This window comes from Paenibacillus riograndensis SBR5 (assembly GCF_000981585.1).
Taxonomy (GTDB): domain Bacteria; phylum Bacillota; class Bacilli; order Paenibacillales; family Paenibacillaceae; genus Paenibacillus_AQ; species Paenibacillus_AQ riograndensis.
Genome location: NZ_LN831776.1, coordinates 1477252 through 1501017 on the forward strand (window position 1 = coordinate 1477252; position 23766 = coordinate 1501017).

Consider the following 23766-nt stretch of genomic DNA (forward strand, 5'->3'; position numbering starts at 1 on the left):
TGGTTTTACATGAATCGGACATTCGCCAAATATCCCCTTAACATATTTGCTCTAGTATGAGGGAGTAATTAACCTTAAGGAGGGTATATATGAAATCTCAGAAAAAGAATAGATTTAAGACGGCTTTGACCGTAACTGCGGCAGGGGCGCTTTTGGCTACAAGTGTAGTGGCTACACAGCCTGCCAAACCGGCTCAGGCGGCTTCTTCAAAAACGAAAAATGTCATTCTTTTTGTCGGCGACGGCATGGGAACAGCAGCACGCAATGCAATCCGTCTGGCGACTGTAGGCGAAAAAGGCAAGCTGGCCATGGATGATATGCCCTACGCGGGCCTGGTACATACGAGCTCTACTGTACCGGTTACAGATTCAGCTGCATCCGCCACAGCTTATGCCAGCGGAGTGAAGACATATAATGGCGCCATCGGCATGGATGCCAACAAAAAATCGGTTAAAACGATTGCGGAATACGCCAAAGAAGCCGGCAAATCCACAGGCGTGGTAACTACCAGCCAGATTACAGATGCTACGGGCGCAGCTTTTGGCGCACATGTGGAAGACCGCTCGAAGCAAAGCGACATCGCACTGCAGCTCTTGACCAAGAGCAAAGTGGATGTTCTGCTCGGCGGCGGTGAGGATTTCTGGTATCCGGCCGGCGAAGCAGGCAAGTTCCCGGATGCCCCGGCAGAAGATCCTTCAGAGAAAAGCAAAGGAACCCAGGGTAATCTGGTCACCAAAGCAAAGCAGCTTGGTTACAACTATGTGTCGACCAAAGACGGCCTGAAGCAGGCCAAAGGCGGCAAGCTGCTCGGACTGTTTGCCAACGAGGAAATGTTCCAGCAGAATGAGGAAGGCAAAGGGGATATTTATAATCCTGTAGTCTCGCTGCCGGAAATGACTAAGAAAGCAATCGACACTCTGTCCACGAACCAAAAAGGCTTTTTCCTGATGGTAGAGGAAGAAGGCACGGATGAGTTTGCCCATAAAAATAATGCCAAAATGACGATCAAATCCGGCCAGGCTCTGGATGCGTCTGTGCAAGTGGCCAAGGATTTTGCCAAAAAGAACCCGGACACGCTGGTGCTGGTGCTGGCTGACCATGAAACCGGGGGGCTGTCCATCGAACCGGTGGATGCAGAGGATGAAACAGGAGACGGCATCTCCCAAGAAGATGGCCCGTTCGCTATCGCCAATTCCAAGGAAAGCTTTGTAGTGGACTGGACAACCTCCGGACATACAGCGGTGGATATTCCGGTTACGGCGATGGGCAAAAACGCCCAGCTCTTCACGGGAGTTTTTGAGAACACTGCCGTGTTCGATAAGCTGATGCAGGCGTACGGTTTTAATGCAAAAAAATAATACGGCAGAAGGAGCCCCCTTCCTTATGCAATAAACTAGCTGGCCGGATTTTCCGGCTGGCTTGTTTTTTTGTTGTGGATCATATGCTCTATTGTCTGGCAAATATCCGTTGTGCCGCTTCCATTCCGTATATTTACATTTTCTTAGTAACATTTGTAACTGACGATCTGGGCAGGGAACTGATAAATATAGTATGTAAGCGTTTCTATTAATCGACTGGGGGAATGGTTGTGAAAAAAGTAACAAAATTATTATTGGCAGCTGGCATCTCGCTGGCAGTAGTCGGCGTAGGCAGCAGCGGCGTCCTGAGCAATATATCTTCAGCTGCTAGCGCACCGCTTAAGGTTGGACGGATCGAAGCTGCCGCTCACGGCACGAAATGCTTCACTGTGGCAGTTGCCGTAGTCCAGAATGGCGTTATCGTCGCCGCTTCGCTGGATGACTATCAATTCCTGGGTTCGGATGTGGCCAAAGGAGTGCCTAACTCCGACAAAGACTTCGGACAGAATTACAAAGATCCTGCAATGGTCCTGGCTTCGAAGAAAGCCAATGCCAAATACTATAGCGAACATATGAAAGAAGAAGCCAAATCCACGGTTTCCTATGACAAGAACATGGCTGCTATTGAGAAATTTGCAACAGGCAAAACGATCAAATCGCTTGAAGCTACACTGGCTGCAAAAAGCAAGGAACAGATGGTTGATGCTGTCAGCGGAGCCACACTGGTAGACACCCAAGGCTACCTGAAAGCTATTCTGGCTGCTGCCAAGGCTGCAAAATAAGCTGCCGCTTCGTTAACAAAAGCTCCTTCACGGTTTTGGCTGTGAAGGAGCTTTTTGCGTCTGCTTTTGTGGTTTTCCGCCATCACACCCAGCCTAACAACCGGGCTGCCTGGGCAACGGCAAACGTTACAGCAATGGCAATCCCGAGCGGAATGACGGCAGAGAGCACCGCCCACTTCATACTGCGGGTTTCTTTGTAAATATTGATCAGCGTGGTGCCGCATGGATAGTGGAGCAGGGAGAACAGCATCATATTCAGCGCGGTCAGCCAAGTCCAGCCATGATTCAGGAAAATATCCTTAATGCCGCCGAGTCCATCGATATCGACCATGGCGCCTGAGGACATATAGCCCATGAGCAGGATCGGCAGTACGATTTCATTGGCAGGGAGCCCCAGGATAAAGGCCATAATAATGAAGCCGTCCAGCCCGAGCAAATTCGCAAAAGGATCAAAAAAAGCAGCCATATGGTTCAGTACGCTGTCTCCTCCGACCATCACATTGCCCAGTATCCAGGTGAGAATTCCGGCAGGCGCAGCGACCACGATTGCCCGGGTCAGCACATTCAGGGATTTTTCTTTGGAGGTAATCAGTATGGTTTTCCAAATTTGCGGACGGCGGTAGGGCGGAAGCTCCAGCGTGTAGTGAGTTGGCACTCCGCGCAGCGCGGTCTTGGACATCACCCAGGAGACGGTCAAGGTGACGATGATGCCGATCAGGACAATGCCCATCAGCACCAGGGCTGTTGATAAAGTGCGCAGTGCGCCCGCTGCGGCCCCGCCGACCATAAACAAGGATGAGAGCAGAATCAGCGTAGGCCAGCGTCCGTTGCAGGGTACGAAGTTATTGGTCAGAATGGCCAGCATCCGTTCCCGGGGCGATTCGATAATGCGGGTGGAGAGAATGGCGGCGGCATTGCAGCCGAAGCCCATCGACATGGTCAGGGCCTGCTTGCCGTGGCCGCCGGATTTTTTGAACAACCGGTCCATGTTAAAAGCCACGCGCGGCAGATAGCCGAAATTCTCCAGCAGCGCAAACACCGGGAAGAAAATCATCATGGGCGGCAGCATGACACTGATGACCCAGGAGGTTCCGCGGTACAGCCCCAGCACGAGCACGCCATGCAGCCAGGCCGGTGCGTTCACAGCCTCAAAACCCGCAGTCAGATAGCCTTCAATCCAGCCAAAAAAGGAAGCGAGCCAGCCCGAAGGATAATTGGCGCCCGCAATTGTAATCCAGAATACGAGGCCGAGGCCGGCGAGCATAATGGGGAAGCCCCAAATTTTGGAGGTGACGATACTGTCCAGTTTATAAGTGCTGGCGAGCTTCTTCTGGTCCTTGTAGGTGACAGCCTCCCGGCAGATTCCAGCCGAAACCCCGTAAATTCCACTGACTATTTCATCCCGGATCGCGCCTTTGTCCGCGAGCTTCTTCGCAGCTGACAGCAGGGAATCCATGGCGTCCGTTCCTTTAATGGCATGCGGTGACTCCATGGGCAATTACCTCCTTTGTTCCGGGAATATTTTGGCGTCCCATATGGGCCTTCAGCGAAGTGAGCAGGCTGTCATCACCATCCAGCAGCCGCAGGGCGATCCAGCGTGCCGGATATCTTGAGCCAACAGTCTGTTCAACCATGGGGATAAGCTCGGCGATGCCTTGTTCAATTTCGTCACTGTAGTTGATGCGCAGCGGCTGTGCCGTAAAGGCACCGGTGGCCACGCGCTCAATCTGATCCAGAAGAGCCTCAATGCCGATTTTGCCCCGGGCAGAAATGGCTGCAACCGGTACGCCCAGCCGTTTTGAAATCGCCTTCAAGTTGATGTCGATGCCGAGCCTCCGGGCTTCATCGATCAGGTTGATACAGATCACGGCCCGTCCGGTAATCTCCAGCACCTGCAGGGCAAGGTTGAGGTTGCGCTCCAGCGACGTTGCGTCCAGTACCACCAGCGTCACATCGGGCTCCTCGAAAATAATATAATCTCTGGCCGCCTCTTCGTCAGCGGAATTGGAGTACAGCGAGTAGGTGCCTGGAAGATCGACTGCACGGTACTTATGGTTGTTGTGGGTAAATTCGCCTTCGGCGGTAATGACGGTTTTGCCCGCCCAGTTGCCTGTGTGCTGCCGCAGTCCGGTCAAAAGATTAAACAGCGTGCTTTTCCCCGTATTGGGGTTGCCGGCAAAAGCCACAGTAAATTGACTCATTCGTCTCCACCTCCAATCAAAGTTCCATAGATCAATTCACTTTCTTCCCGCCGCAGTGCTATGGTTGTATTGCTTACACGGAATGCCGTAGGGTCACCCAGCGGGCTGCGCCGCAGTACCTCTACAGCGTTGCCGACAACAAATCCGAGATCAAGCAGCCTTCTCCGCAGCACGCCCTGCACTTCTATGCCGCTGATCACCAGCTTGCTGCCGTTTACTGCCTCAGATAATGGAATAACAGCTCCAGCCATAACATCCCCTACTTTCATATTTAGAATTAAGTATATATTGTGCACTAGGGATAGATTCTTGTAGTCTGCCACAATAGTAGTATACGTAAATAAATTTGTCTTGGCAACAAAAAAGTTTCCCTAGGGAAAAATAAAAGAGGGATAATTTTAATGTGAATTGAAACGGCCATTACGCAGGGAATACGGATTAAATGTGGATGGTAAAGCAAAAACAAGCACTCGGACCTCTAAGGGTCACGGGTGCTTGTTTTTCTTCAAATATAGGATTTATTATGCTTCATGAGTTTCTGCTTGCTTGCAGCTATCCGTTATTTGCCCGCAGTGTCGATTTGACCTGAGCCATAAGTGTCAAACCAGCCTTTTATCGTGTTGAAATCGCTGCTGAAAGAAAGGCTTAACATCAGTAGAATGCGGGCATGTGCGGCGTTTAAGTTGTCTCCTGCAATGATGCCGTCGGCGCTTGTGTAGTTACTGCCGGAACCCGTACGGGTTGTTGCAACGAAGATAACGCCTTTCTCTTTAATCGCCTTCGTCCGGGCTTCTCCCATTGCTTTGGAAATCCCCCCGGCTCCTGTGCCGGCAGTAACAATCCCCTTAGCGCCGTCCTCGACAAAACCTGTGATTGCTCCAGCCCCGGCATCTTGATAAGAATAGGCAATTTCCACCTTTGCCAGGCTGGATGGGGAGATTTTACTCAAATCAAAGGGTGTTGCCCATTTATCTTCACTCATAAGTGATCTGGCATTGGAGCGATAGATGCGAATGTTTTTTTCGTCGATATATCCGAGCATCCCAAGCTTAGGTGTTTCAAAAGTATCTGTCCGGTAAGCGTTGCTTTTAGTAACTTCTCTTGCCGTATGGAATTCATCATTCAGCATCAGAACGGTTCCGAAATACTTTGTTTTTCCACTTGCAGCCAGCTTGATGGCATTGTATAAATTCGCTTGAGCGTCACTGCCGATAACTGTCCACGGGCGCATTGAACCTGTAATCACAACGGGTTTGGGGCTGCGCACCGTGAGATCAAGAAAATAAGCGATTTCTTCCATCGTGTCTGTACCTGTAGTTACGACGACTCCATCCTGTGTCTTAAGCGCTTCATCGACTTTTAAGGAAAGACTGTATAATTGCTGCATTGAGTAGGAGCCGGAACCCGCATTGCCAAATTGATAGCTGGAGACTTCAGCGATTTGATCTTTATTGGGCAGCGCTTTAACCATATCTTCGATTAATAAAGTGCCTGCTTTGTAATTTTGAAAGCTGGTTTCATCCACAGATTGGCCTGCGATGGTGCCCCCGGTTGCAATAACCTGTATCTTGGGCAGTTTGACTGGTGATTGAGTAGATACGACTGTTCCCTGGACTGCAACCTCTGCTGCATAGGCGTTTGAGACCGGAAACATGGTGACCGTTGGAAAAAGCGCACCTAAAGCCAGGCCAGCAGTTAAAGCAGTTTTTAGCCATAATGATTTGGATAATGACATAATTTCAACCCCCCAGAGTATGTATAATCATTCATTCGCGTCACTAAACATTACATATTGAATGATTATTAAGGGGATTATATCTACATGTTAGTTTTTATGGCAAATATATAACATGGCCAAGAAAGCGTTTTAATATACTGTTTTATCATTTGCAAGCCTGATTATCGACAAATATCGACCTTTGTTAAAATTAAAAATGAAATTTAAAATATTTGGATAAAAAGTTAAATTAGTATCGGCCTGCTATTCCCCGCTGCCGAAATCCAAGGTGCGGCCGGTCTCGGCCAGGGTTTTGGTGTTGCTTAAGATATGCCACCAGGCGCTGTCGCTGGCTGCATAGGCAGGGTCGTCCGGATGCCAGTTATCGTGAATCAATGTTAATCTGGTGCAACTGCCGGCCGGCTCCAGCATCCAGGAGATGCGGGATTCGTAGTTTTCTCTGTCTTTGAGATAGGATGGGCCTACCTTGTGCGTGAAGCTCAGCACCTTCTCCGGGGTATACTCCAGCAGCGTTCCGTACACATGTACTGTCTCGTCGCCTTCGGCACCGGGGCCGACATATTCTATCAGTTCTCCCGGCTTGAAGCTGGAGCGGATCACGCAGCCGTAATAGATTTGCTTGACTTGCCCGGGTGAAAACAGCGTGTCCCATACGTGCGCCGGGGTACCGGCAATATAAAATTCATATTTTAATTCGTTCATTTCATTTGTTCCTCCCTGGAAGTGTATTTTCATACGGCCTTAAGCCTGTCTTCACTATAACAAAAGACCACTGACAGTTATGGTCAGTGATCCAGGAGGAAATTTAACTATCAGTTGTCAGAATTCCCCCATTTCTAAAATGGTGGGATGAATGGCAACGGTCTTTCTTATCTAAAGGAAATTATCTTCCATAAATACGAACATTTGTGCTATGATGGATTCGTAAATTCCTGGAAAGGAGTTGCGAGGCATGTTCGTACTTAAAGCGTATAAGTATCGGATCTACCCCACCCATGAGCAACAACAATATCTGGCAAAGGTGTTCGGATGTGTCCGTTTTATCTACAACAAAATGCTTGCGGATAAGATCGAACACTATAAACAAACGGAGAAAATGCTCCATAATACACCTGCCAGGTACAAGAAAGCATTCCCGTGGCTGAAAGAAGTGGACAGCCTGGCCTTAGCAAACGTTCAGCTCAACCTGGAGAAAGCCTATAGGCATTTTTTTCGGGATAAGAACGTGGGTTTCCCTACATTCAAAAGCAAGAAAACGAACAACAATAGCTTCACAACGAACAATCAAAACGGAACGATAGCCATTGAAGCTGGAACGATTAAAATTCCGAAACTAAAGACAAAAATCCGAATCAAGGTACATCGTCCATTCTGGGGGCGAATCAAATCCTGCACCCTATCCAAAACACCATCAGGAAAATATTTTGCCTCCGTACGGGTAGAAACAGATATCGCTCCTTTGCCAAAAACAGAAAAGAAGATTGGCGTAGATCTGGGACTAAGAAACTTTGCGATTACTTCGTGTGGCGAAGTGATCGCAAATCCGAAACATCTTCGTCAATCGGAACAACGATTAGCCAAACTGCAAAAGGACTTGTCGAGAAAGAAGAAAGGAAGCCATAACCGAAATAAAGCACGTTTGAAGGTCGCCAAGCTTCATGAAAAAATAGCGAATCAGCGTAAAGACTTCTTGCACCAAACGTCAACCCAAATGATACGCGAAAACCAAGTGATCGTGATGGAAGACCTGCGTGTAAAGAACATGATGCAGAATCACAAATTAGCGAAAGCCATATCCGAAGTATCTTGGAGCATGTTTCGAGCGATGCTCGAATACAAGGCGAAGTGGTACGGGAGAACATTGATGATTGCCCCAAAACACTTTGCGAGCAGCCAACTATGTTCCTGCTGCGGCTATAAAAACGCAGAAGTGAAGAACCTTGCGGTACGTGAATGGACTTGTCCTGAATGTAGTGTACAACACGACAGAGATGTAAACGCAGCTAAAAACTTACTACAATTAGCCATATAAAATGGCAACGATTGGGCTAGGAACTAGCCTCTAAGCTTGGGTAAACTTGGAGCAGTAGCTCTATTGACCAAGAAGCACCCACCTCTTAGGTGGTGTGTAGTTCACGATTCATTGTAATAGGCTGTAAGCTCTGCGGTCACTTCAGCGAGCTTCTTCTTCAAGGCAGCGGGCTCCCGGATGGTCAGCGCTTTGCCGTAGGGCAGCAGAAAGTACGGAGTGTAGCTGTATAGAGTGGCCTCATCCAGCAGGAACCTTGCTGTGTTCTCACTCCGCTGCTCCAGTGTATGCCCGAACAGCCAATGGCTGCACAGGTCATTTAATACGTCTTCTGCGGCTGAAATGACAACGGCAGTCAGCTTTGCCGGGTTGTTCTGGCCGGGGAGAAGGCTCTGCAGCAGGAACTCGCGTGCCGAGAAGCTGGCGGGGCGTATAAAGCCTGCCCCCGTCCTGCGCAGGCCGGCGATCCGGTCCACCCGGAAGCTGCGGACCTCCTGGCGCTGATGGCAGAACCCGGTTAGGTACCACTGGCCTTTCCATAACACAAGTCCGTAAGGATCAATACAGCGGGAGGATGGAAATCCGCCGTTGCCCTTGCGGTATTCCATCTCCAGCGTCAGGCTGTCTGCCGTACAGGCCTCAAGCTCTTCCAGCAGCTGCGCAAGCGGGGCAGCCGGCGAATGGAGCGTCTCCAGACCGCTCTCGTGGCGCTCCATTTGCGAGAGCTGTTCAGCATTGCTGTAACGCTTAAGCTTGGCAATCGCCCCGTCTAACGCCTGCTCATAGGGATAGCCGCTTCCCCTTGCAAAGGCCGAGGCCTGCACAAGCGCCCGCCGTTCCCCGGCGTCGAAGAACAGCGGAGCCGCGCTGAAATGCTCCGGCAGGCTATAGCCGCCGCCCGGGCCGGCATCCGCGATGACGGGAACACCGCTCGCGCAGAGGGCGTCAATATAGCGGTAGACTGAGCGTACACTCAGCTCCAGCTCCCCGGCCAGCTCCGCAGCGGTTCTTTTGTGCTGCTGCAGTATCCACAGAATGGACAACATGTAATCGGCCTTGGACATACGTCCGTAACCCCCTTATTCATTGGCTGTTTCAATATAGCCAGTGTACCTGTATCACGGCTTGCCGTCCAACCCGGGATCCCAGCCAATGCAGGGAGTCTACACCATCATTTTCTTCAGACTATGAATATAGCGGGATCGGACAATGATGAAATATACCGTTTGCACCGCCAAAAAGGCTGCTGCCGTTACCAGAACCGGCATCGTGACATTGCGGATGCTGATCTGATACAGCACCGGACGGATGACCACCAGCGTCTGCACCGCAGCGACAAGAATAGGGATATAGAACAGCAAAGCAATCTGGCGGGTTGCGGCTGCCGACATTTCTCTGACGCTCAGGCCTATTTTGGACAAAGAATGGTACATTTTCATATCAGCGTTCAGCTCCGTATGCAGCTTGAAATAGAGGAAGCTTGCAGACGACAGTGAGAAGATCAGGGCGATAAAAATGCCGATGAAGCTGAGCATGGACGTTCCCTGCTTCGAGGCCATATAGTCGCCCGCCGAAGTACTGATTAGGGTATCCCAGTTGTCATTGGCGGAGTTCCAGTTCCGGCTCCATGTCTCCAGTTCGCTTGAAATGAGGGTCTTCGGTTCACCTGCTTTGGGCGGCGCATCGCCCCAATCCGGGATGTTATATAAGTAATACTCCATTAGGTTGGAACGGTCAGCCGCAGCAGCGGCTTGTTCATAATAACCATCGCTCACAATTAATACAGGTGCGGTATATTGGCCGAAAGGCATCGCCTTTGGTGTTTGAACCTGCTTCAAGGCCAGCTTCTGCTCATTTGGAGCCGGTAAGGATACCGTCTGGCCGGAATCGAACTTGACATCCCTATACCGGGGATTAAGCACCAGCACGGCTTCTCCGTCCGTAAGAGCAGGCAGGGCGTTAGACTCTATTTGTCCGGCGAGCTGATTGAAGCGGGAAAGGGGGAGCAGCATAACACTCTTGAACTTGTCCCTTTGGTCTTTAATAGAGCTGCGGATGAAATTAACTTTGTTCTCTGTATATTTGATTCCGTTTTGCTCCAGTGTGCTTAAGATTTTCTGTCTCCCGGTATCAGCCGCAGCAGCACCACGATCATAGATCGTGTAGATAATTCCAAACGGGCTGTTCATATAACCCGTCCGGTTCGACTGGCTGACGGACAGCAGGAACCCCGCAGCCATACAGGCCAGAGAGGTAACGACTGTAACCAGAAACAGCATCCGGGCGTTGTCCTTAATTTTGTAGCTCATCTCTGAAATCCATAGCAGATTGGTTCCCCGCCACACCCGTTTGCGGCTGATCTTCAGCAGGCGCATCCCCAGCACGGACAGCTGCGAATAGAAGAAATAGGTGCCGGGAATCCCTGTAACAGCAGCGGACAGCAGGGAGAGCGGCGATAACGGAGTCCAGATGAAGCAGGCACCAGCCGTCAGCAGGGCCAGCCCAAGGATCGACAGCAGCCAGGAGACTTTGGGCTCCTTTTTTGGCTTCACGCTGCCCTTTAGCAGCTCCAGCACCTGATTTTTGCGGATGAACAACAGTGTGAATACGGAATTGGCCAGAAAAAGGGCAATAAAAGCAACGGAGGTCGTAACCAGCGCCTTGACCGGCCAGTAGAACGGCAGATTGTCAATGCCTATAGCCTTCGTGCTCAGGAGCAGAAACAGCTTCGACAGCAGCATTCCGGCGGCCATCCCGGTTACGATCGACAGCAGGCCGATCAGCATGTTTTCCAGCATAATCAGCCGGTTGATCTGCCCCGGACGTGCACCAAGAATCATCAGAATGCCGAATTCCTGATTGCGCAGCTTCAGAAAGGCGCTGATGGAATACATCACGAAGAAAAAAGCAAAAATGAACACAATATATGAAGCAATCATCATCCCTGCAGCCGAATTTTCACCCATTTCGATAGACGTAACTCCAGGGTGATACATAAATACCGAATAGGAGAAGAAGATCATGACCATGAAGGCGCTGCTGAGAAAAAAAGCCATATACGTACGCGCACCCCGCCGCACATTGTTAAACGCGAATTGAGGAAAGCTCATGAGAATTCCCTCCCCAGAATGAAAGTGTGTCGATAATTTTCTGGAAGAAGGCCTGGCGGTTGTCTCCGCGGTGGATTTCCGCCGCCAGCCTGCCGTCCTTAATGAAGACGATGCGGTTGCAATAGCTTGCCGCCAGCGGGTCATGCGTGACCAGCATCAGTGTGGTGCCTTCCTTGCGGTTGATGTCCTCCAGCGACTCCATTACGATCCGTGAGGAATTGGAATCCAGCGCACCAGTAGGTTCATCGGCCAGTATAATTGCAGGGGAAGTGATCATTGCCCGGGCAATCGCCGTGCGCTGGCGCTGTCCGCCGGAGATTTCATAGGTCCGCTTATTCAGGATATCCTTGATATTCAGCCGGTCCGCAACCTTGTGCAGCAGAGCGTCCATTTCGGCCAGCTTGCGGTTGTCCAGGGTTAAGGGGAGAACGATGTTCTCAGCTACGGTCAACGTCTCCAAAAGATTGAAATCCTGAAAGACAAAGCCAAGCTGCCTGCGGCGGAACAGGGCCAGCTCCTTTTTGTTCATGAGGTAGGGATCGCTGCCCCCGATGTTCACGACGCCCGAAGAGGGCTGGTCAATCGTGGAAACCATGTTCAGCAGGGTGGTTTTGCCGCTGCCCGAGGGTCCCATAATGCCAACGAATTCGCCTTGCTCAATACTGAGGTGAATATCTGTGAGGGCCTGGGTATTGACTTTGCCCGGATACACTTTGTTCAGTGCGGTTACTTCCAGTACATTCATTTCTTTCATTCCTTCCTGTTGGAAACTTAAGTCACCCTAATCTGGTGCGGATATGCTTAAGGTTTCGCCTCTGTTTCCGAGTGTACAGGATGGCCATCCGGTAAGCTATGGATTTATCTTAATGAATTCTTACGGCCCGTTTAAGATTATGTTCGTAGATTAAGAGGAGGATCGTGCAAACCAGCTGCGCAGCAGGATGGAAACAGCCAGCAGCAGAGGGATCGCCACCTGGAACACAGGATCGATTTTCAGACTGGGCCCAAGGCCGATAGCAATATGCTGCGTATAGTCTCTTTCCAGAAAAGAAGCTCCATAAATGACTGCACCTACGGGGAATACCCACCATTTGGCGGATTTTCCGGTCAGCCCGGTTAAGGCTTTCACAGAACAGAAGTAGAACAGCATCATCTTGATCAGCAAACCGATAAAAAGCTGAATGGTAACCAGAATATCCAGGCGTTCGATAAACTTTAGACTCGACAGGGTGCGTACAGTTTTTAAAAAAGGCAGTTGACTGGTCCCTGCAATGGACGGCCCGAGAACGGCTATATTGAGTGCGTTCATGAAGATCAGAAATATACTAATGAGGAGATAAGCTGTCACCGTGCTTTTTACCGGAACCCCCGGTTTATCCCATAAGGACCACAGCATCAGAAATACAATCATCTGTCCGAAGGGGAAGGAGACAATATCGGGCAGCGCGGCGTCCGCAATCGGCTTAAATCCGTTCTCAAAAACAGGCGCCAAATGGTTGAAGTCCAGGGAGCCCATGATGCCGAGCAGAAGAACAAGCACAGCATAAAAAGACAGCACCACCGGCAGCAGGACCTCCGGCAGGCGGAAGACCACCTCGGTCCCTTTCCAGATGGCGTAAAGGGCAGTTCCGACAAAAATCAGCATCGTAACAGACATCGGTGAGTTCGGCAGCATGGTCAGCGCGGTCAGTTCACCCAGATCCCGGACATTGCGCATCGACTGGTAGGCGAAATACAGGCTGTACATTCCGCCGAGTGCTGAACCGGCAATCTTTCCAAAGTGAAGGGCGAGCATGCCGATAAGGTCGTTGTGCCGGGAACGGTATTGAATCCACATCAGAAGCATCAGCAGAACCAGACCTGCTGCCGAGCCGGTGCACATCGCCAGCCAGGAGTCTTGTTTGGCCTTGGCGCCAAGCAGAAACAGCGGTGTGCTGCCGATTTCAAACAGCATGATCATGAACGAGAGCTGCAGGGCAGACACCTGCTCCTTGTTGTGCATGGGATAAGGTCAGCCTCCTAACCACTTGATGATTGCCCGTCCCGCAGGCTGGAAGTATGCGATATATAGCGCAGACACGCCGAAATGCGGAGTTTCCGTAATGCCGCAAATATGAACATAGGCACAATAGACCAGGATACAGCCGAACCATAGCCTGTGCAGTTTGCGCTTATGACCCTGCAGCAGGACGCAGCCCCGCCAGAAAGCGAGGATATAGAGCCCCAGAATTACAGCTATTTTCATAGACAAGCTCCTTTATTTCTCGTGAACAGATTGGAAGGATTTATTGCTGAGTCCTGTCCGCTCAATTTCAATCGAAACATGAGGCCGGATTTCGATCTCCTGGAATACGCGGTCCCAGCTCTTGTCCTTCCGGATCTGCTTGAAGCGTTTGCGGTCGCTGCGGTGGATTTTGATTGCGAAGCCGGTGACATCGGCACCGAGCTTCCTGACTTCCTTCCAGGAATTGTCCACCAGCTCCAGCACCTGCTGTTCGAGAGACTGCTCCATCTCTGTAATCGAAGCCCGCTCGTTCAAATCCATGACGCTGCCGAGTTCGGTTAATACCCCGCTGCCTTTAATATTCATATCGATAACATAATGGTCTTTTTCCCATTTCGGCTGAACCGTGGTCCTGGATTTCTGGAGGACAAAAGAAGCATCCGGCTTGCCGCCGGATTCGGGCTTGGACGGGAAGGCGATTGTGGCTGTCTTTATTTTGTCCGTCATAAAGGACAAGCCGAAGGCCTGCTTCTGGCTGAGCCATCCGACCAGCTTCTCGCCCTTCAGCACGCCCAGTCTTCCCAGGGCCAGCCGGGTCTGTAGGTCTGTTCGTCCGGTTTCTTGCGTTTCATCCATAATCTCCGGCCCGGTAAGGAGGATTTCTGGCAGGACCGCACTGCCCGATTCGGAGGAAAGGGCCATTGCGAGCTCGAACATCCGCGTGCCGGGGTAATAGGAGAGCAGCCGGGATTCCTGCTCTATCATCAACTGGATTCCGGCTCCCTGGTTTTTGGTCAGCTGCATGAGCTGATCCAGAATATCGCCGGCTTCGCCTTTGGCAATAAATACAAAGACGGTTTCCCTGGCGTCCTGCTTGCGCAGGAACAAATCAATTAATTGATTGACACCGTGTCTGGCCACACTTTCGCCCATAACGGTAATCCGTGAATGGGAAAAGAACATTTCACGTGTGCTGGTCAGGTTGGTTTTTTCAACCGCCTCCATAATGGTCCTTCCCTTGACCGTAAAGGTGACGAATGGAGGCGAACTGGTGCTTCCACCCCCGGTTCCCCCCGTATTGCTGGCGCCGGAAGAAGGGTTGATTACCTGGTAAGTGGCCTTCCACTGGTTATCCTCCCAGTCATAGGCTGAACCGGAAGTGATGCCAAGCTCGCTCAGCTCGCGGTCGTCCCAGCATCCGGACAGCAGTGTGGATAAGAGGGGAAGGCACAGCAGGCAGAAGAGGGTTTTTTTTGAAAGATTCATGCTCCCCATCCTTTCCGCTTGGCTTTAGCCTTCGTGAACCGGTCCAGTCCAACCGCCCCCAAAGGAACGAGTACGTTAAAGATAAAGAAAACCAGAAAACGCCCTTCCTTGTTATAAAGGTTCAGTTTCTCTGTACTCTCCCAGGTATACAGGCACTCCAGAACGATAAGCAGGCCTAAGGTGCCGATAAAAGGCCGGCTGCTGCCCACCTTGAAGGTTTGCTTGAAGCACTCTACAGTAGCAAACAAAAAAATCGAAAATTTCACATAGATGGACAACACCCAGTAAGAAATGAAGAGAATATCCAGCTTCTCGATAAATCTTCCGAGATGTACAATGCCGGCGGCTGAGAATCCGGGATACGCACTGAGCCTGACAAGGTCGGGGCCAAATACCATCAGCGCAATAACGAGGGAAAACATCATCAGCAGGGCAACAAAAATCAGGCCGGTCCAGCCAATGATCCGGGCCTGCCGCGGAGCTTGCAGATACGGCGCCATGAACAGCAGCACGGCCACTTCGGACATCCATGTGGTTGGAGTAATGCTGGCAAGGGTCAGATCAGCGAGAGAATGATCGAACATCGGCAGCAGCTGGTGCACATTCATCTCGTTAGCCAAACCGAATATATACAGCGGCACAAATAACAGATACAAGAGAATCACCAGGCTGTTTACCCGGGCGATGGCTTCCAGGCCTTGCCTTACCATATAAATGGTAATGAGCAGAATCAATACGGATAGTATCGAAATCGGTGTATTGATGAGTACATTGTCCTTCAGGAAATTGACGAATTCCCGCAGAATCGTCGCAGAAGTGTCCAGGTAGAACTGCAGCATGAAGAGGCCCAGGATTGCAGCAATTACGGGCGAGCTTTTTTCGCCGACCCATGTCAGAAACGGAGCGCCGTTGGTACAGCGGACCGCGCTGCCGACAATATATGCGATGAGCAGCCCGAAGAAAGTGGAGAGCAGAATAGCGAGCGGCGCATCCTGTTCCGCATAGCTGCTGATAATTGCGGGAAGCACGACAGTGGCAGTGGGCAGTATTGTGTTGACAATCAGCATAGCTGCCTGGGTAGTGCCGATTTTTCTATTCATGCGTGATCCTCCCCTTGCGGCTTGGGTTTTTGTTTGTCACCTTGCCTGCGTGTTTCCCGGCCCAGAATGGTCTTGGGACGCATCGTCATATCCCAGAGCGGCACACGGATAAAGATATCCTTAAGATATCGCGGAACCATTGGAGCCACCGGGGACAGGTACGGCACCCCAAACGAACGCAGTCCGGCCATGTGAATCAGCAGCACGATCAGAAAGGACATTATGCCAAAGAGCCCCAGCGTCGCGGCGATAAACATCATGACAAAGCGGATGAGCCGGATCGAGTTGGCAATTGCCAGCGATGGAATCACAAAGTTGGAGATCGCAGTAAAAGATACAACAATTACCATTGCGGCCGAAACCAGTCCGGCCTGAACCGCAGCCTGCCCCAGCACCAGGGCGCCCACGATGGAAATCGCCGGGCCGATGGTGCGCGGCATGCGCACCCCCGCTTCGCGCAGCACATCGAAGGTCAGCTCCATCAGCAGCGCTTCCGCCAGCGCCGGGAGCGGAACCCCCTCCCGCTGTGCGGCAAGACTGATCAGGAGGGTGGTCGGCAGCATTTCCTGATGAAAAGTAGTGACAGCAATATATAGAGCAGGCAACAGCATAGATACAAAAAATGCTGAATACCGGATCAGCCGCAGGAACGAAGTGATATCATAACGCTGATAGTAGTCCTCGCTGGACTGAAAGAAGTTGAAGAATGTGGACGGTGCAAGCAGCGCAAAGGGCGTACCGTCAATAATGATGCCGACTTGCCCTTCCAGAATGCCTCCGGCCATCGCATCCGGGCGCTCCGTATTCTGGATCGTCGGAAACGGAGTCAGACCGCCGTCCTGAATGAATTCCTCAATATAGTTGCTCTCCAGAATGCTGTCGGTATTGATCGCTTTCAGGCGGCGGCGGATTTCCTCCAGCACCTGCTCACTTGCGATGCCCTCCAAATAGACCAAGGCCACTCCGGTCTGGGTGCGCTGGCCGATTTTATATTCCTCAATGCGCAGATCAGGGGTTTTCAGTCTGCGCCGCAGCATGGAGGTGCCGGTCCGCAGGCTTTCGGTGAACCCCTCTTTGGGTCCCCGGATGACGCCTTGGGAGGTTGGCTCATTGATGCCGCGTTTCTCCCAGCCGGAGGTATCCGCAGCCATTCCCGCTTGAAGCCCTCCCAGCAGGATTAAGGTATAGCCGTCGAACAGCATGGGCAGGAGCGCTTCCAGGGTATTGCCTTCTTTAACCCCTCCAATGGGCAGCATTTGATTTTTGATGACATGAAAGGCATCAGCGGCACTGATCAATTCGCTGTTCAGTTTAACTGTTTCCAGCAAGGGTTGAAGTACAGCCTGATTGACCACGTCGGCGTTGACCAGCCCGTCAATATAGATTAAAGCCAGCTCTAGCGGGCCCAATGACTCATTGGTAAATCTGCGGACCACAATATCCGAACTATGGCCAATCCGCTGGCCAAGCTCCTGCAAATTCACCTCCAGTGAAGGATCAAGAGGAAACGGGGCGGGTGCGGATTGTTCTGGGTTGTCGCTCTTGCTGCGGTTGGCCCGCGGCGGGTTGCCTGGCATCGTAACGCCTCCGTTCTGCTGGAATCTGGATTCTTTGGCGTTATTATCCCCGGGCCTTCAATTCCTTATTCTGCCTGGATGAGAGTGTGGTCACTAAGAGGCCGGAACCGCCGAATCGGGAACGCCAAACGGAGCACGCAAACCGTGTATGCCAAACCGTACATGCCAAAAAAAGGCCCGGCCTCAGCTGTGAAGGCTGGGTCTCGGACCTTATGATTTTATTGGAGGCCAGTTCCGTTAAAAATAATTCGCACCGTGGTTCCCTCTCCGGGCTTGGACTCCAGGCCGACCTTATGGCCGAGACGGCTGCAAATCTCGCGGACCAGGTACAGGCCCATCCCGGTCGATTCATGATACTGCCGTCCGCGCTCACCCGTGAAGTAGGGATTAAATACCCTTTTCAGATCTTCAGAGGAAATGCCGATGCCCTGATCCGCAATGTCAAGTTGGATGTCTTTGCCCATGGCCTGTGCCGTGACGGCAACGGTTTTGCCTGACCCGGAAGTATAATTCACGGCATTGACCAGGATCTGGGTCAGCATGAACATCAGCCATTTGGCATCGCTGTAGACGGTCAAACTCTCATCCACCCGGATATCAACCTTGATGCCTCTGCGGATGAACAGCCTGCGGTTCTCGGCTACCGCTTCGCTGATGATCCGGCGCAGCGGCAGAGACTGCACCTGAAAGTCATCCTCAAACCGCTCCAGGCGGGAAGTGTAAATGACCATCTCCAGCCCCTTGCGCAGCCGTTCAAGCTCTTCCTGAATGCTGCCTGCCGCCTCATCGTCCAGCTCCTGCAGCGTAAGCTGGATAACGGACAGCGGAGTCTTCATCTGGTGTACCCAGCGGTTGATAAAAATGATATGCTGATCCATCCGGCTGATATGGCTCTGGAGCTGCTCCTGATAGTGGCGGTGGGTCGCCTGGAGCAGCTCGCTTACGGCTTCGGACAGCGGTGCATCATCCAGCGGAACAGACAGCTCGCCGGGTGCGGCGGCCGGCTGGGCCAGGCGGCTGTACAGCTTATGGTGCTGGATATATCTGTACACCAGATAGACGAGGAGAACCGCAGCGCTAAGGGCCATTCCATACAGGATGATCGACAGCGGCCTGGATTCGCCGGACAAATAATACAGAACCGGAACGAGGATCATCTGCAGCAGATAAAAGAGCAGCAGCGGCCGCTGGTCCTTGAGGAACAGCCTCACAGGCTGTCTCCGGAAGCGCTTAGCCTGTAGCCTGCGCCTCTGACCGTTTCCACGATTTCCTCAAGCCCCAGATCCTTGAGCTTCTTCCGCACCCGCGTAATATATACATTCAAGGTATTGTCATCAATAAAATGCTGGTCCTCCCACATCAGATCAAGCAGCCGTTCACGGGTGACAACCCGCCCTTCCTTGAGCATTAGCGCTTCCAGCAGCACGGCTTCCTTCTGGGTAAGCTCTGCGGATTGACCGGCATACTGAATGATGTACCTTTCCGGCAAAAGGGTAAGGCCCCCCGTCTCCAGCCTGCGTTCCTCCTGGCTCTGGGCATACGAGCCGTAGGCTCTGCGCAGATGGCTGCGGATTTTGGCCAGCACCACCTCGTATTGAAAGGGTTTGGTAATGTAATCGTCGCCGCCGTTCTCCAGCGCCATTACCTGATCCATCCCGCTGTCACGGGCAGAGATGAACAGAATCGGGCACAGCGAAGACTTGCGCAGCTGGCGGCACCAATAGAACCCGTCATACCTGGGGAGATTGACATCCAGGAGCACCAGGCTGGGAGCCGCTTGCTCAAAAGTCTCCAGCACCCGGTTGAAATCCTCCACAACTACCGTACGGAAATCATATTTGGAGAGATAGGCATCCAGCAGGTCCGCCAGCTTGGCGTCATCCTCAACAATCAGAATCGTATCCATGAGATCACTCCTTTATCCAGTTATACAGTAACATGTCCAGGGAAAGTCCTGCAAAGTCTAGACAGGCCCCGCTGCGGGCCGGGAGCTTGAAGGAGCATTTTCCGCAGCAAAACCCCCATAGCTTCCGGTCCTAAGGACTGGTGCTTGGAGGCAGGCGGGGTTAATAGAAGGATTATGGCCCCGATTTCGGGGGCTTAGTTGGTTTTGACCACCAGCGCATTGCTGATCAGCCGTCCGGGTGAGGTCAGATATTTACCGCTGTAAAAAAGGCCGCTCGATGCGCCGCCATCCAGGTTCATCGCCTGATACGCTCCGGCCTGCTTCATGATCTGTGCCAATTGGGGGATGGTTGCCCCGCCGGAGGTCAGAAGGATTAGCTTATGGTCCCGGGTCAGGCCCAGTGCGCTGCGGGAGCCGCCGCCGGTTAAGATTTTGGGGTCCCGGAAGCCTTCAGCGGCTACATTCAGCGCCACTTTACCGTCTACAAGCAGCCGGGGACCCGCCTGGATTGCTCCTGTGACAGTACCGGCATTGAAGCGCGCCAGGAATTGACTGCCCGGAATCAGTTCGGCCAGAAGGTTGTTGTCATAAGCGAAGACGGTCCGTTTATCTGCCGGGCTGTCTTTCAGCATTTTTCCGCGGCTGATAATATAACCGTAAGGAGCTTTGTAGGCCGCATCTGTATAAGCGTCAAAAAACGTACCGTTAATGGCGGCAACAGCCCCGCTGCGCTTGGCTATACTGCCGAGCGCTTCCGTCTTGCCTACAGTGTTGCCTGCAAGGACAACATCCAGCTTGAGCGCGGGGTGCAGCAGGGACACGGTCACCATCTGTACAGGGAAGGATCTGCCGCCTACTGTATAGGTGTGCCTGGAGCTTACGGCCGCCGGAGAGCTTGCGGAAATAAGAGCACCGGATAACACAGGCAAAGTAGCAGAATCATCACCGGCAGCTAAAGTAAGGGAAGCGGATGTTTTATTCCACACTAACTGCAGGCCAAAGGTTTGACTGATAAAGGACAGGGGGACATAGGTTGTCCCATTGCCGCTGAAAGGCCGTTCGCTTAGCTTAACGGACTTGCCGCCCACGGAGGCCGACGCTTGGCCTGATACCAGGACTACAGTTGTCCCGTTTTTGGAGAGGGTCATTTCTTTGCCGTTTTGGCCGCTCACGCCTGCCTGAATACCGGCAAAACCGTTCAGGAACCTTAGCGGAATGAAGGCGTGGTTGTCTTTGTCGACATAGACGGCGGTTTTGGGTGCCGCAGTAGCTGCGGCGCTGGCAGGTAGAGCCGGGAGTGCAGTGAGCATGAGCGTGAGCACGAGGGATAGAATGGACAGCTTTTTCATAATAAACAGTGATCTCCTTTGAAGTATGATACTTATCCGTTGTAGAGCAACGGACATAGAAACTTGGCCTCTTTGAGAGGACCGTATGTAAAAAGGAATGGATGCCGGGTTGCGGCAAACAGGCCCATATCATCATATATCCAGGTGGAAGTACCGTCAATGTTTCCCATCGTACGCCTTATGTTTTCCTTGGGATTCAGCGGCGCCTGCATGCATCTGTTGCAGCGATGGTTTATAATCTACAGAATGCTACACACAATGAATAAAGGTGGGCCACCCAATGACAACCATAGGCTTGATTCGGCACGGCAGCACAGCATGGAATAAGGAAGGCCGGATTCAGGGACATACTGATAACCCGCTTGATGAGGAGGGGCTGCAGCAGGCAGCGGCTATCGCCGAACGTCTGAGCGGGGAGCAGTGGGATTACATCTATTCAAGCGATTTGCTGAGAGCGGTACAGACAGCGGAGGTGATCTCGAAGCGGCTCGGTATTCCGATTGCAGGGCAGGTACCGGGAGTTCGGGAGATGAACGGCGGTCTGATTGAAGGCACCACAGAAGACGAACGTGTGCAGCGCTGGGGCAGCGGATGGAAGAGCATGGACATGGGGCTGGAAAGCGACGAATCGGGCCAGCAGAGAGGCAGCCGGGCCATCGAGGAAATTGCGGCACGGCATCCCGGCAAAAGAATCCTCATCGTCAGCCACGGCGCCATTCTGCGCAGCAGCCTGAGAAAGCTGGTTCCGGGCCTCGATGTGGGCGAGCTGCTCAAAAACACCTCGATCACCCACATCGTCAAGGATAACAGCGGCTGGACCTGTGCACTGTACAACTGCGTGGCACATATGGAAGCTGAACGCTGAACAGTATGCACCGGGCAGTCCGGGCAGAGCTTCGGGCCGCGGGAATGAAGGCCCTGCGGGCGGAGCGCCTGGCCGTCGGCGGCCGAATCAAAGGTAGAAATACCTTTGAATTGGCGCGGCTGGCCGTCGGCGGCCGAATCAAAGGTAAAAATACCTTTGAATTGGCGCGCCTGGCCGTCGGGGGACGAATCAAAGGTAAAAATACCTTTGAATTGGCGCGCCTGGCCTACCGGTTGGCAACTGAAATCAAGGATGCCAATCCGTCCATTCACCGGACAGATTTTTTGGATCAGTTATTAGTTTAGTTGGAAAAAGTAAACTTATTTCTCCCCCAAAATCAACAATTGTGAGATTTAAGTGGAAAAAGGGAACCTAATTGGTCTAAATTACCTTGTTTGGAGCAAAGTGAGCCGAATTAGTTGACCTTTTTCCACTTAGCTAGCAGAACAGAAGGTGTTCGAGGCAGATTAGTTGACCTTTTTCCACTTAGCTAGCGAAACAGAAGGTGTTCGAGGCAGATTAGTTGACCTTTTCCACTTAGCCAGCGAATCACAAGGTGTTCGAGCTGATTAGTTACCTTTTTTCCACCTAGCTACCGAATCACAAGGAGCTTGAGCTACAACTGTTAACCTACTTCCACTTGAAATTGCGGCGCGATTCATGGGAGGCTCCAGGCAGCGCAAAATTGAAATCGGAAACGGCTACGTTGTCCAGCGAAGGACGACGTAGCCGTTTTGTTCTTGTTTAGGAAATTATGCAATGCAAAAAAATGTGGATAACTCCGATGAAAAAGGTAGGAGGGATGAACGTGAAGAACCAGGAGACGTGGAAGAAACGAGGAATCATCCGGCAGATTCTAAAAGATCACTTTCATGGATTCATGGAAATGCACGGACATCACTTGCCCAAAGGACTTCATAGCAGCATCACGGAAACCGTGAATAAAGCGATACGCTGTGGCACACGGGATATGGGCTATGCCAGATATGAGTGCAAGGGATGCACGAAGGGAGCACCGGAGCCCGTGTTTATTTGCTTTACCTGTAAAAGCCGCTTTTGTCATGGATGTGGGAAGAAATATACGGATGAATGGGCGGAAAAGCAGCAAGAGCGAATCCTAAATGTACCTCATCGTCACATGGTATTTACGGTGCCGCAAGAATTGCGCAAGGTATTTTTTCAAGACCGACACAAGTTAAATGAACTGAGTAAGCAAGTGGCCAAGGTCATTCAATATTATTACCGGCGGAAAAACAAGAGCAAGAAATATGAAGTCGGTGTCATTACAGTGATTCATACGTTTGGAAGAGATTTAAAATTCAACCCACATATCCATACATTAATCACAGAAGGTGCGCTAGAGCAGAACAAGGAGTGGAAGAAGGTAGAGTATATCTCCTATGAGTACTTGCGGAAAGCGTGGCAGAAGCTACTTCTGGATTTAATGATGAAATGGTATCCGAAGGAAGAATGGATAAAGGGACTGGTGAATGAGCTATACCAGCGTTATCCGCAGGGGTTCTACGTAAATGCGGAGCAGCGGATGAAAGATGCCCGGGGAGCCTCGAAATATATAGGGCGTTACTTAGCGCGCCCGGCGATTGCAGAGTACCGTGTAGTCAGCTATGACTACCACAAGGTACACTACTGGTACAAGGATCACCGAACAGGGAAACGGGTGGACGTCGTGTCGCCAGTAATGAAATTTATCTATGATTTGGTCCAGCACATCCCCCCGAAGCATTTCCGGATGGTGGGCCGCTATGGTCTATATAGCAGAGGAAAAAACAAAGAGTCGCAGAAGGTGATTAATCTGTGGCGGTTCATGGTACATAAACAAATCGAAATGACGTTTCCTGCGGAAGAACGAAAGAAAAAAAGTTACCGCCAGCGGATGTTGGAAAGCTACGGGCGAGACCCGATGCGCTGTCCATGCTGCAAGCACCGGATGTTGCTTGTGGTGATTTGGCATGCAGAATATGGGCGAATTTATTATTATGACGAGGAGCGAGAATACGCAAACCAAAAGAAATGGGGGATGAGAAAAGGTGGGAAAAGTACGAGGACAAAAGAACGAACAGGATAACCCGAGCGAATGGGATTTGTGGGAGCCATGGGAGGAAGAACCTGAGGTATGGATTGATTATGTCTGCGTAGAATGTGGGATGGTAGATCCTGTCCCTGAATTTATAGTGGCAGAGTGTTCGTATGAACTTGAAGCCGGAGCATCCCCGGAGTTCTTCTGTCCGGTTTGTAATGGA

Annotated in this window: 22 protein-coding genes; 6 read left to right on the top strand and 16 right to left on the bottom strand. The window is 51.6% G+C overall.

What is annotated here, in order from left to right:
* Positions 1–89: 89 nt before the first annotated feature.
* Both PRIO_RS06415 and PRIO_RS06420 read left to right on the top strand, forming a co-directional pair.
* Positions 90–1358, top strand: coding sequence for an alkaline phosphatase (locus tag PRIO_RS06415; RefSeq protein ID WP_020433451.1), 1269 nt, complete (start codon positions 90–92; stop codon positions 1356–1358).
* 230 nt (positions 1359–1588) lie between these two features.
* Complete coding sequence (locus tag PRIO_RS06420) at positions 1589–2140, top strand: hypothetical protein (protein ID WP_020433452.1); 552 nt, start codon at positions 1589–1591, stop codon at positions 2138–2140.
* Between the two features lie 82 nt (positions 2141–2222).
* Here PRIO_RS06420 and PRIO_RS06425 read toward each other — a convergent pair whose 3' ends face one another.
* The 5 genes from PRIO_RS06425 to PRIO_RS06445 form a co-directional block, all read right to left on the bottom strand.
* Positions 2223–3632, bottom strand: coding sequence for a nucleoside recognition domain-containing protein (locus tag PRIO_RS06425; protein WP_020433453.1), 1410 nt, complete (start codon positions 3630–3632; stop codon positions 2223–2225).
* Complete coding sequence (locus PRIO_RS06430) at positions 3610–4341, bottom strand: FeoB small GTPase domain-containing protein (protein WP_020433454.1); 732 nt, start codon at positions 4339–4341, stop codon at positions 3610–3612. Before PRIO_RS06430 ends, PRIO_RS06425 begins: the two co-directional genes overlap by 23 nt.
* A complete protein-coding gene (locus PRIO_RS06435; protein ID WP_020433455.1) occupies positions 4338–4592 on the bottom strand; it encodes a FeoA family protein in 255 nt (84 codons plus the stop codon). Before PRIO_RS06435 ends, PRIO_RS06430 begins: the two co-directional genes overlap by 4 nt.
* A gap of 308 nt (positions 4593–4900) precedes the next feature.
* Positions 4901–6076: an asparaginase gene (locus PRIO_RS06440; protein ID WP_020433456.1), complete on the bottom strand. Its 1176-nt coding sequence runs from the start codon at positions 6074–6076 to the stop codon at positions 4901–4903.
* A 246-nt stretch (positions 6077–6322) separates the two neighbouring features.
* Entirely contained in the window at positions 6323–6781 is a 459-nt protein-coding gene (locus PRIO_RS06445; RefSeq protein ID WP_046501518.1) for an SRPBCC domain-containing protein, read from the bottom strand.
* A gap of 250 nt (positions 6782–7031) precedes the next feature.
* Between PRIO_RS06445 and tnpB the strand changes: the two genes are divergently transcribed.
* A complete protein-coding gene (tnpB, locus tag PRIO_RS06450; protein WP_046501522.1) occupies positions 7032–8111 on the top strand; it encodes an IS200/IS605 family element RNA-guided endonuclease TnpB in 1080 nt (359 codons plus the stop codon).
* Between the two features lie 101 nt (positions 8112–8212).
* Here the strand turns inward: tnpB and PRIO_RS06455 are convergent, their stop codons facing one another.
* From PRIO_RS06455 to PRIO_RS06505, 11 genes are all read right to left on the bottom strand, one after another.
* The gene (locus PRIO_RS06455; RefSeq protein WP_020425907.1) at positions 8213–9172 is read right to left on the bottom strand and encodes a helix-turn-helix transcriptional regulator; all 960 of its coding nucleotides are present in this window, start codon (positions 9170–9172) and stop codon (positions 8213–8215) included.
* A gap of 99 nt (positions 9173–9271) precedes the next feature.
* Positions 9272–11218, bottom strand: coding sequence for an FtsX-like permease family protein (locus tag PRIO_RS06460; protein ID WP_046501527.1), 1947 nt, complete (start codon positions 11216–11218; stop codon positions 9272–9274).
* Positions 11193–11963 (bottom strand): ABC transporter ATP-binding protein, encoded by a 771-nt coding sequence (locus tag PRIO_RS06465; RefSeq protein WP_020425909.1) that lies wholly within the window; start codon positions 11961–11963, stop codon positions 11193–11195. Before PRIO_RS06465 ends, PRIO_RS06460 begins: the two co-directional genes overlap by 26 nt.
* Positions 11964–12122: 159 nt before the next feature.
* Positions 12123–13220: a GerAB/ArcD/ProY family transporter gene (locus tag PRIO_RS06470; RefSeq protein ID WP_020425910.1), complete on the bottom strand. Its 1098-nt coding sequence runs from the start codon at positions 13218–13220 to the stop codon at positions 12123–12125.
* 9 nt (positions 13221–13229) lie between these two features.
* On the bottom strand, positions 13230–13463 hold the full coding sequence (locus tag PRIO_RS06475) for a hypothetical protein (protein WP_020425911.1): 234 nt from the start codon (positions 13461–13463) through the stop codon (positions 13230–13232).
* A 12-nt stretch (positions 13464–13475) separates the two neighbouring features.
* The gene (locus tag PRIO_RS06480) at positions 13476–14708 is read right to left on the bottom strand and encodes a Ger(x)C family spore germination protein (RefSeq protein WP_020425912.1); all 1233 of its coding nucleotides are present in this window, start codon (positions 14706–14708) and stop codon (positions 13476–13478) included.
* A complete protein-coding gene (locus tag PRIO_RS06485; protein ID WP_020425913.1) occupies positions 14705–15808 on the bottom strand; it encodes a GerAB/ArcD/ProY family transporter in 1104 nt (367 codons plus the stop codon). The genes PRIO_RS06480 and PRIO_RS06485 overlap by 4 nt, the downstream gene beginning before the upstream one ends.
* Complete coding sequence (locus tag PRIO_RS06490) at positions 15805–17385, bottom strand: spore germination protein (protein ID WP_046501537.1); 1581 nt, start codon at positions 17383–17385, stop codon at positions 15805–15807. The genes PRIO_RS06485 and PRIO_RS06490 overlap by 4 nt, the downstream gene beginning before the upstream one ends.
* A gap of 218 nt (positions 17386–17603) precedes the next feature.
* The gene (locus PRIO_RS06495; protein ID WP_020425916.1) at positions 17604–18596 is read right to left on the bottom strand and encodes a sensor histidine kinase; all 993 of its coding nucleotides are present in this window, start codon (positions 18594–18596) and stop codon (positions 17604–17606) included.
* Positions 18593–19291, bottom strand: a complete 699-nt coding sequence (locus PRIO_RS06500; RefSeq protein WP_020425917.1) for a response regulator transcription factor — start codon at positions 19289–19291, stop codon at positions 18593–18595. The genes PRIO_RS06495 and PRIO_RS06500 overlap by 4 nt, the downstream gene beginning before the upstream one ends.
* A 194-nt stretch (positions 19292–19485) precedes the next feature.
* A complete protein-coding gene (locus PRIO_RS06505; RefSeq protein WP_020425918.1) occupies positions 19486–20640 on the bottom strand; it encodes a phosphodiester glycosidase family protein in 1155 nt (384 codons plus the stop codon).
* Positions 20641–20920: 280 nt separating this feature from the next.
* Between PRIO_RS06505 and PRIO_RS06510 the strand changes: the two genes are divergently transcribed.
* The 3 genes from PRIO_RS06510 (at position 20921) to PRIO_RS06520 (ending at position 23591) form a co-directional block, all read left to right on the top strand.
* Positions 20921–21505 (top strand): histidine phosphatase family protein, encoded by a 585-nt coding sequence (locus PRIO_RS06510; protein ID WP_020425919.1) that lies wholly within the window; start codon positions 20921–20923, stop codon positions 21503–21505.
* Between the two features lie 5 nt (positions 21506–21510).
* A complete protein-coding gene (locus PRIO_RS06515; RefSeq protein ID WP_046501545.1) occupies positions 21511–21810 on the top strand; it encodes a hypothetical protein in 300 nt (99 codons plus the stop codon).
* 497 nt (positions 21811–22307) lie between these two features.
* Positions 22308–23591 (top strand): IS91 family transposase, encoded by a 1284-nt coding sequence (locus PRIO_RS06520; protein WP_331709847.1) that lies wholly within the window; start codon positions 22308–22310, stop codon positions 23589–23591.
* Positions 23592–23766 lie beyond the last annotated feature (175 nt).

Coding starts and splice junctions, on each gene's coding strand:
- PRIO_RS06415 (WP_020433451.1), top strand. CDS start 90: ATGAAATCTCAGAAAAAGAATAGATTTAAGACGGCTTTGACCGTAACT.
- PRIO_RS06425 (WP_020433453.1), bottom strand. CDS start 3,632: ATGGAGTCACCGCATGCCATTAAAGGAACGGACGCCATGGATTCCCTG.
- PRIO_RS06430 (WP_020433454.1), bottom strand. CDS start 4,341: ATGAGTCAATTTACTGTGGCTTTTGCCGGCAACCCCAATACGGGGAAA.
- PRIO_RS06435 (WP_020433455.1), bottom strand. CDS start 4,592: ATGGCTGGAGCTGTTATTCCATTATCTGAGGCAGTAAACGGCAGCAAG.
- PRIO_RS06440 (WP_020433456.1), bottom strand. CDS start 6,076: ATGTCATTATCCAAATCATTATGGCTAAAAACTGCTTTAACTGCTGGC.
- PRIO_RS06445 (WP_046501518.1), bottom strand. CDS start 6,781: ATGAACGAATTAAAATATGAATTTTATATTGCCGGTACCCCGGCGCAC.
- tnpB (WP_046501522.1), top strand. CDS start 7,032: ATGTTCGTACTTAAAGCGTATAAGTATCGGATCTACCCCACCCATGAG.
- PRIO_RS06455 (WP_020425907.1), bottom strand. CDS start 9,172: ATGTCCAAGGCCGATTACATGTTGTCCATTCTGTGGATACTGCAGCAG.
- PRIO_RS06460 (WP_046501527.1), bottom strand. CDS start 11,218: ATGAGCTTTCCTCAATTCGCGTTTAACAATGTGCGGCGGGGTGCGCGT.
- PRIO_RS06465 (WP_020425909.1), bottom strand. CDS start 11,963: ATGAATGTACTGGAAGTAACCGCACTGAACAAAGTGTATCCGGGCAAA.
- PRIO_RS06470 (WP_020425910.1), bottom strand. CDS start 13,220: ATGCACAACAAGGAGCAGGTGTCTGCCCTGCAGCTCTCGTTCATGATC.
- PRIO_RS06475 (WP_020425911.1), bottom strand. CDS start 13,463: ATGAAAATAGCTGTAATTCTGGGGCTCTATATCCTCGCTTTCTGGCGG.
- PRIO_RS06480 (WP_020425912.1), bottom strand. CDS start 14,708: ATGAATCTTTCAAAAAAAACCCTCTTCTGCCTGCTGTGCCTTCCCCTC.
- PRIO_RS06485 (WP_020425913.1), bottom strand. CDS start 15,808: ATGAATAGAAAAATCGGCACTACCCAGGCAGCTATGCTGATTGTCAAC.
- PRIO_RS06490 (WP_046501537.1), bottom strand. CDS start 17,385: ATGCCAGGCAACCCGCCGCGGGCCAACCGCAGCAAGAGCGACAACCCA.
- PRIO_RS06500 (WP_020425917.1), bottom strand. CDS start 19,291: ATGGATACGATTCTGATTGTTGAGGATGACGCCAAGCTGGCGGACCTG.
- PRIO_RS06505 (WP_020425918.1), bottom strand. CDS start 20,640: ATGAAAAAGCTGTCCATTCTATCCCTCGTGCTCACGCTCATGCTCACT.
- PRIO_RS06510 (WP_020425919.1), top strand. CDS start 20,921: ATGACAACCATAGGCTTGATTCGGCACGGCAGCACAGCATGGAATAAG.
- PRIO_RS06515 (WP_046501545.1), top strand. CDS start 21,511: ATGCACCGGGCAGTCCGGGCAGAGCTTCGGGCCGCGGGAATGAAGGCC.
- PRIO_RS06520 (WP_331709847.1), top strand. CDS start 22,308: ATGAACGTGAAGAACCAGGAGACGTGGAAGAAACGAGGAATCATCCGG.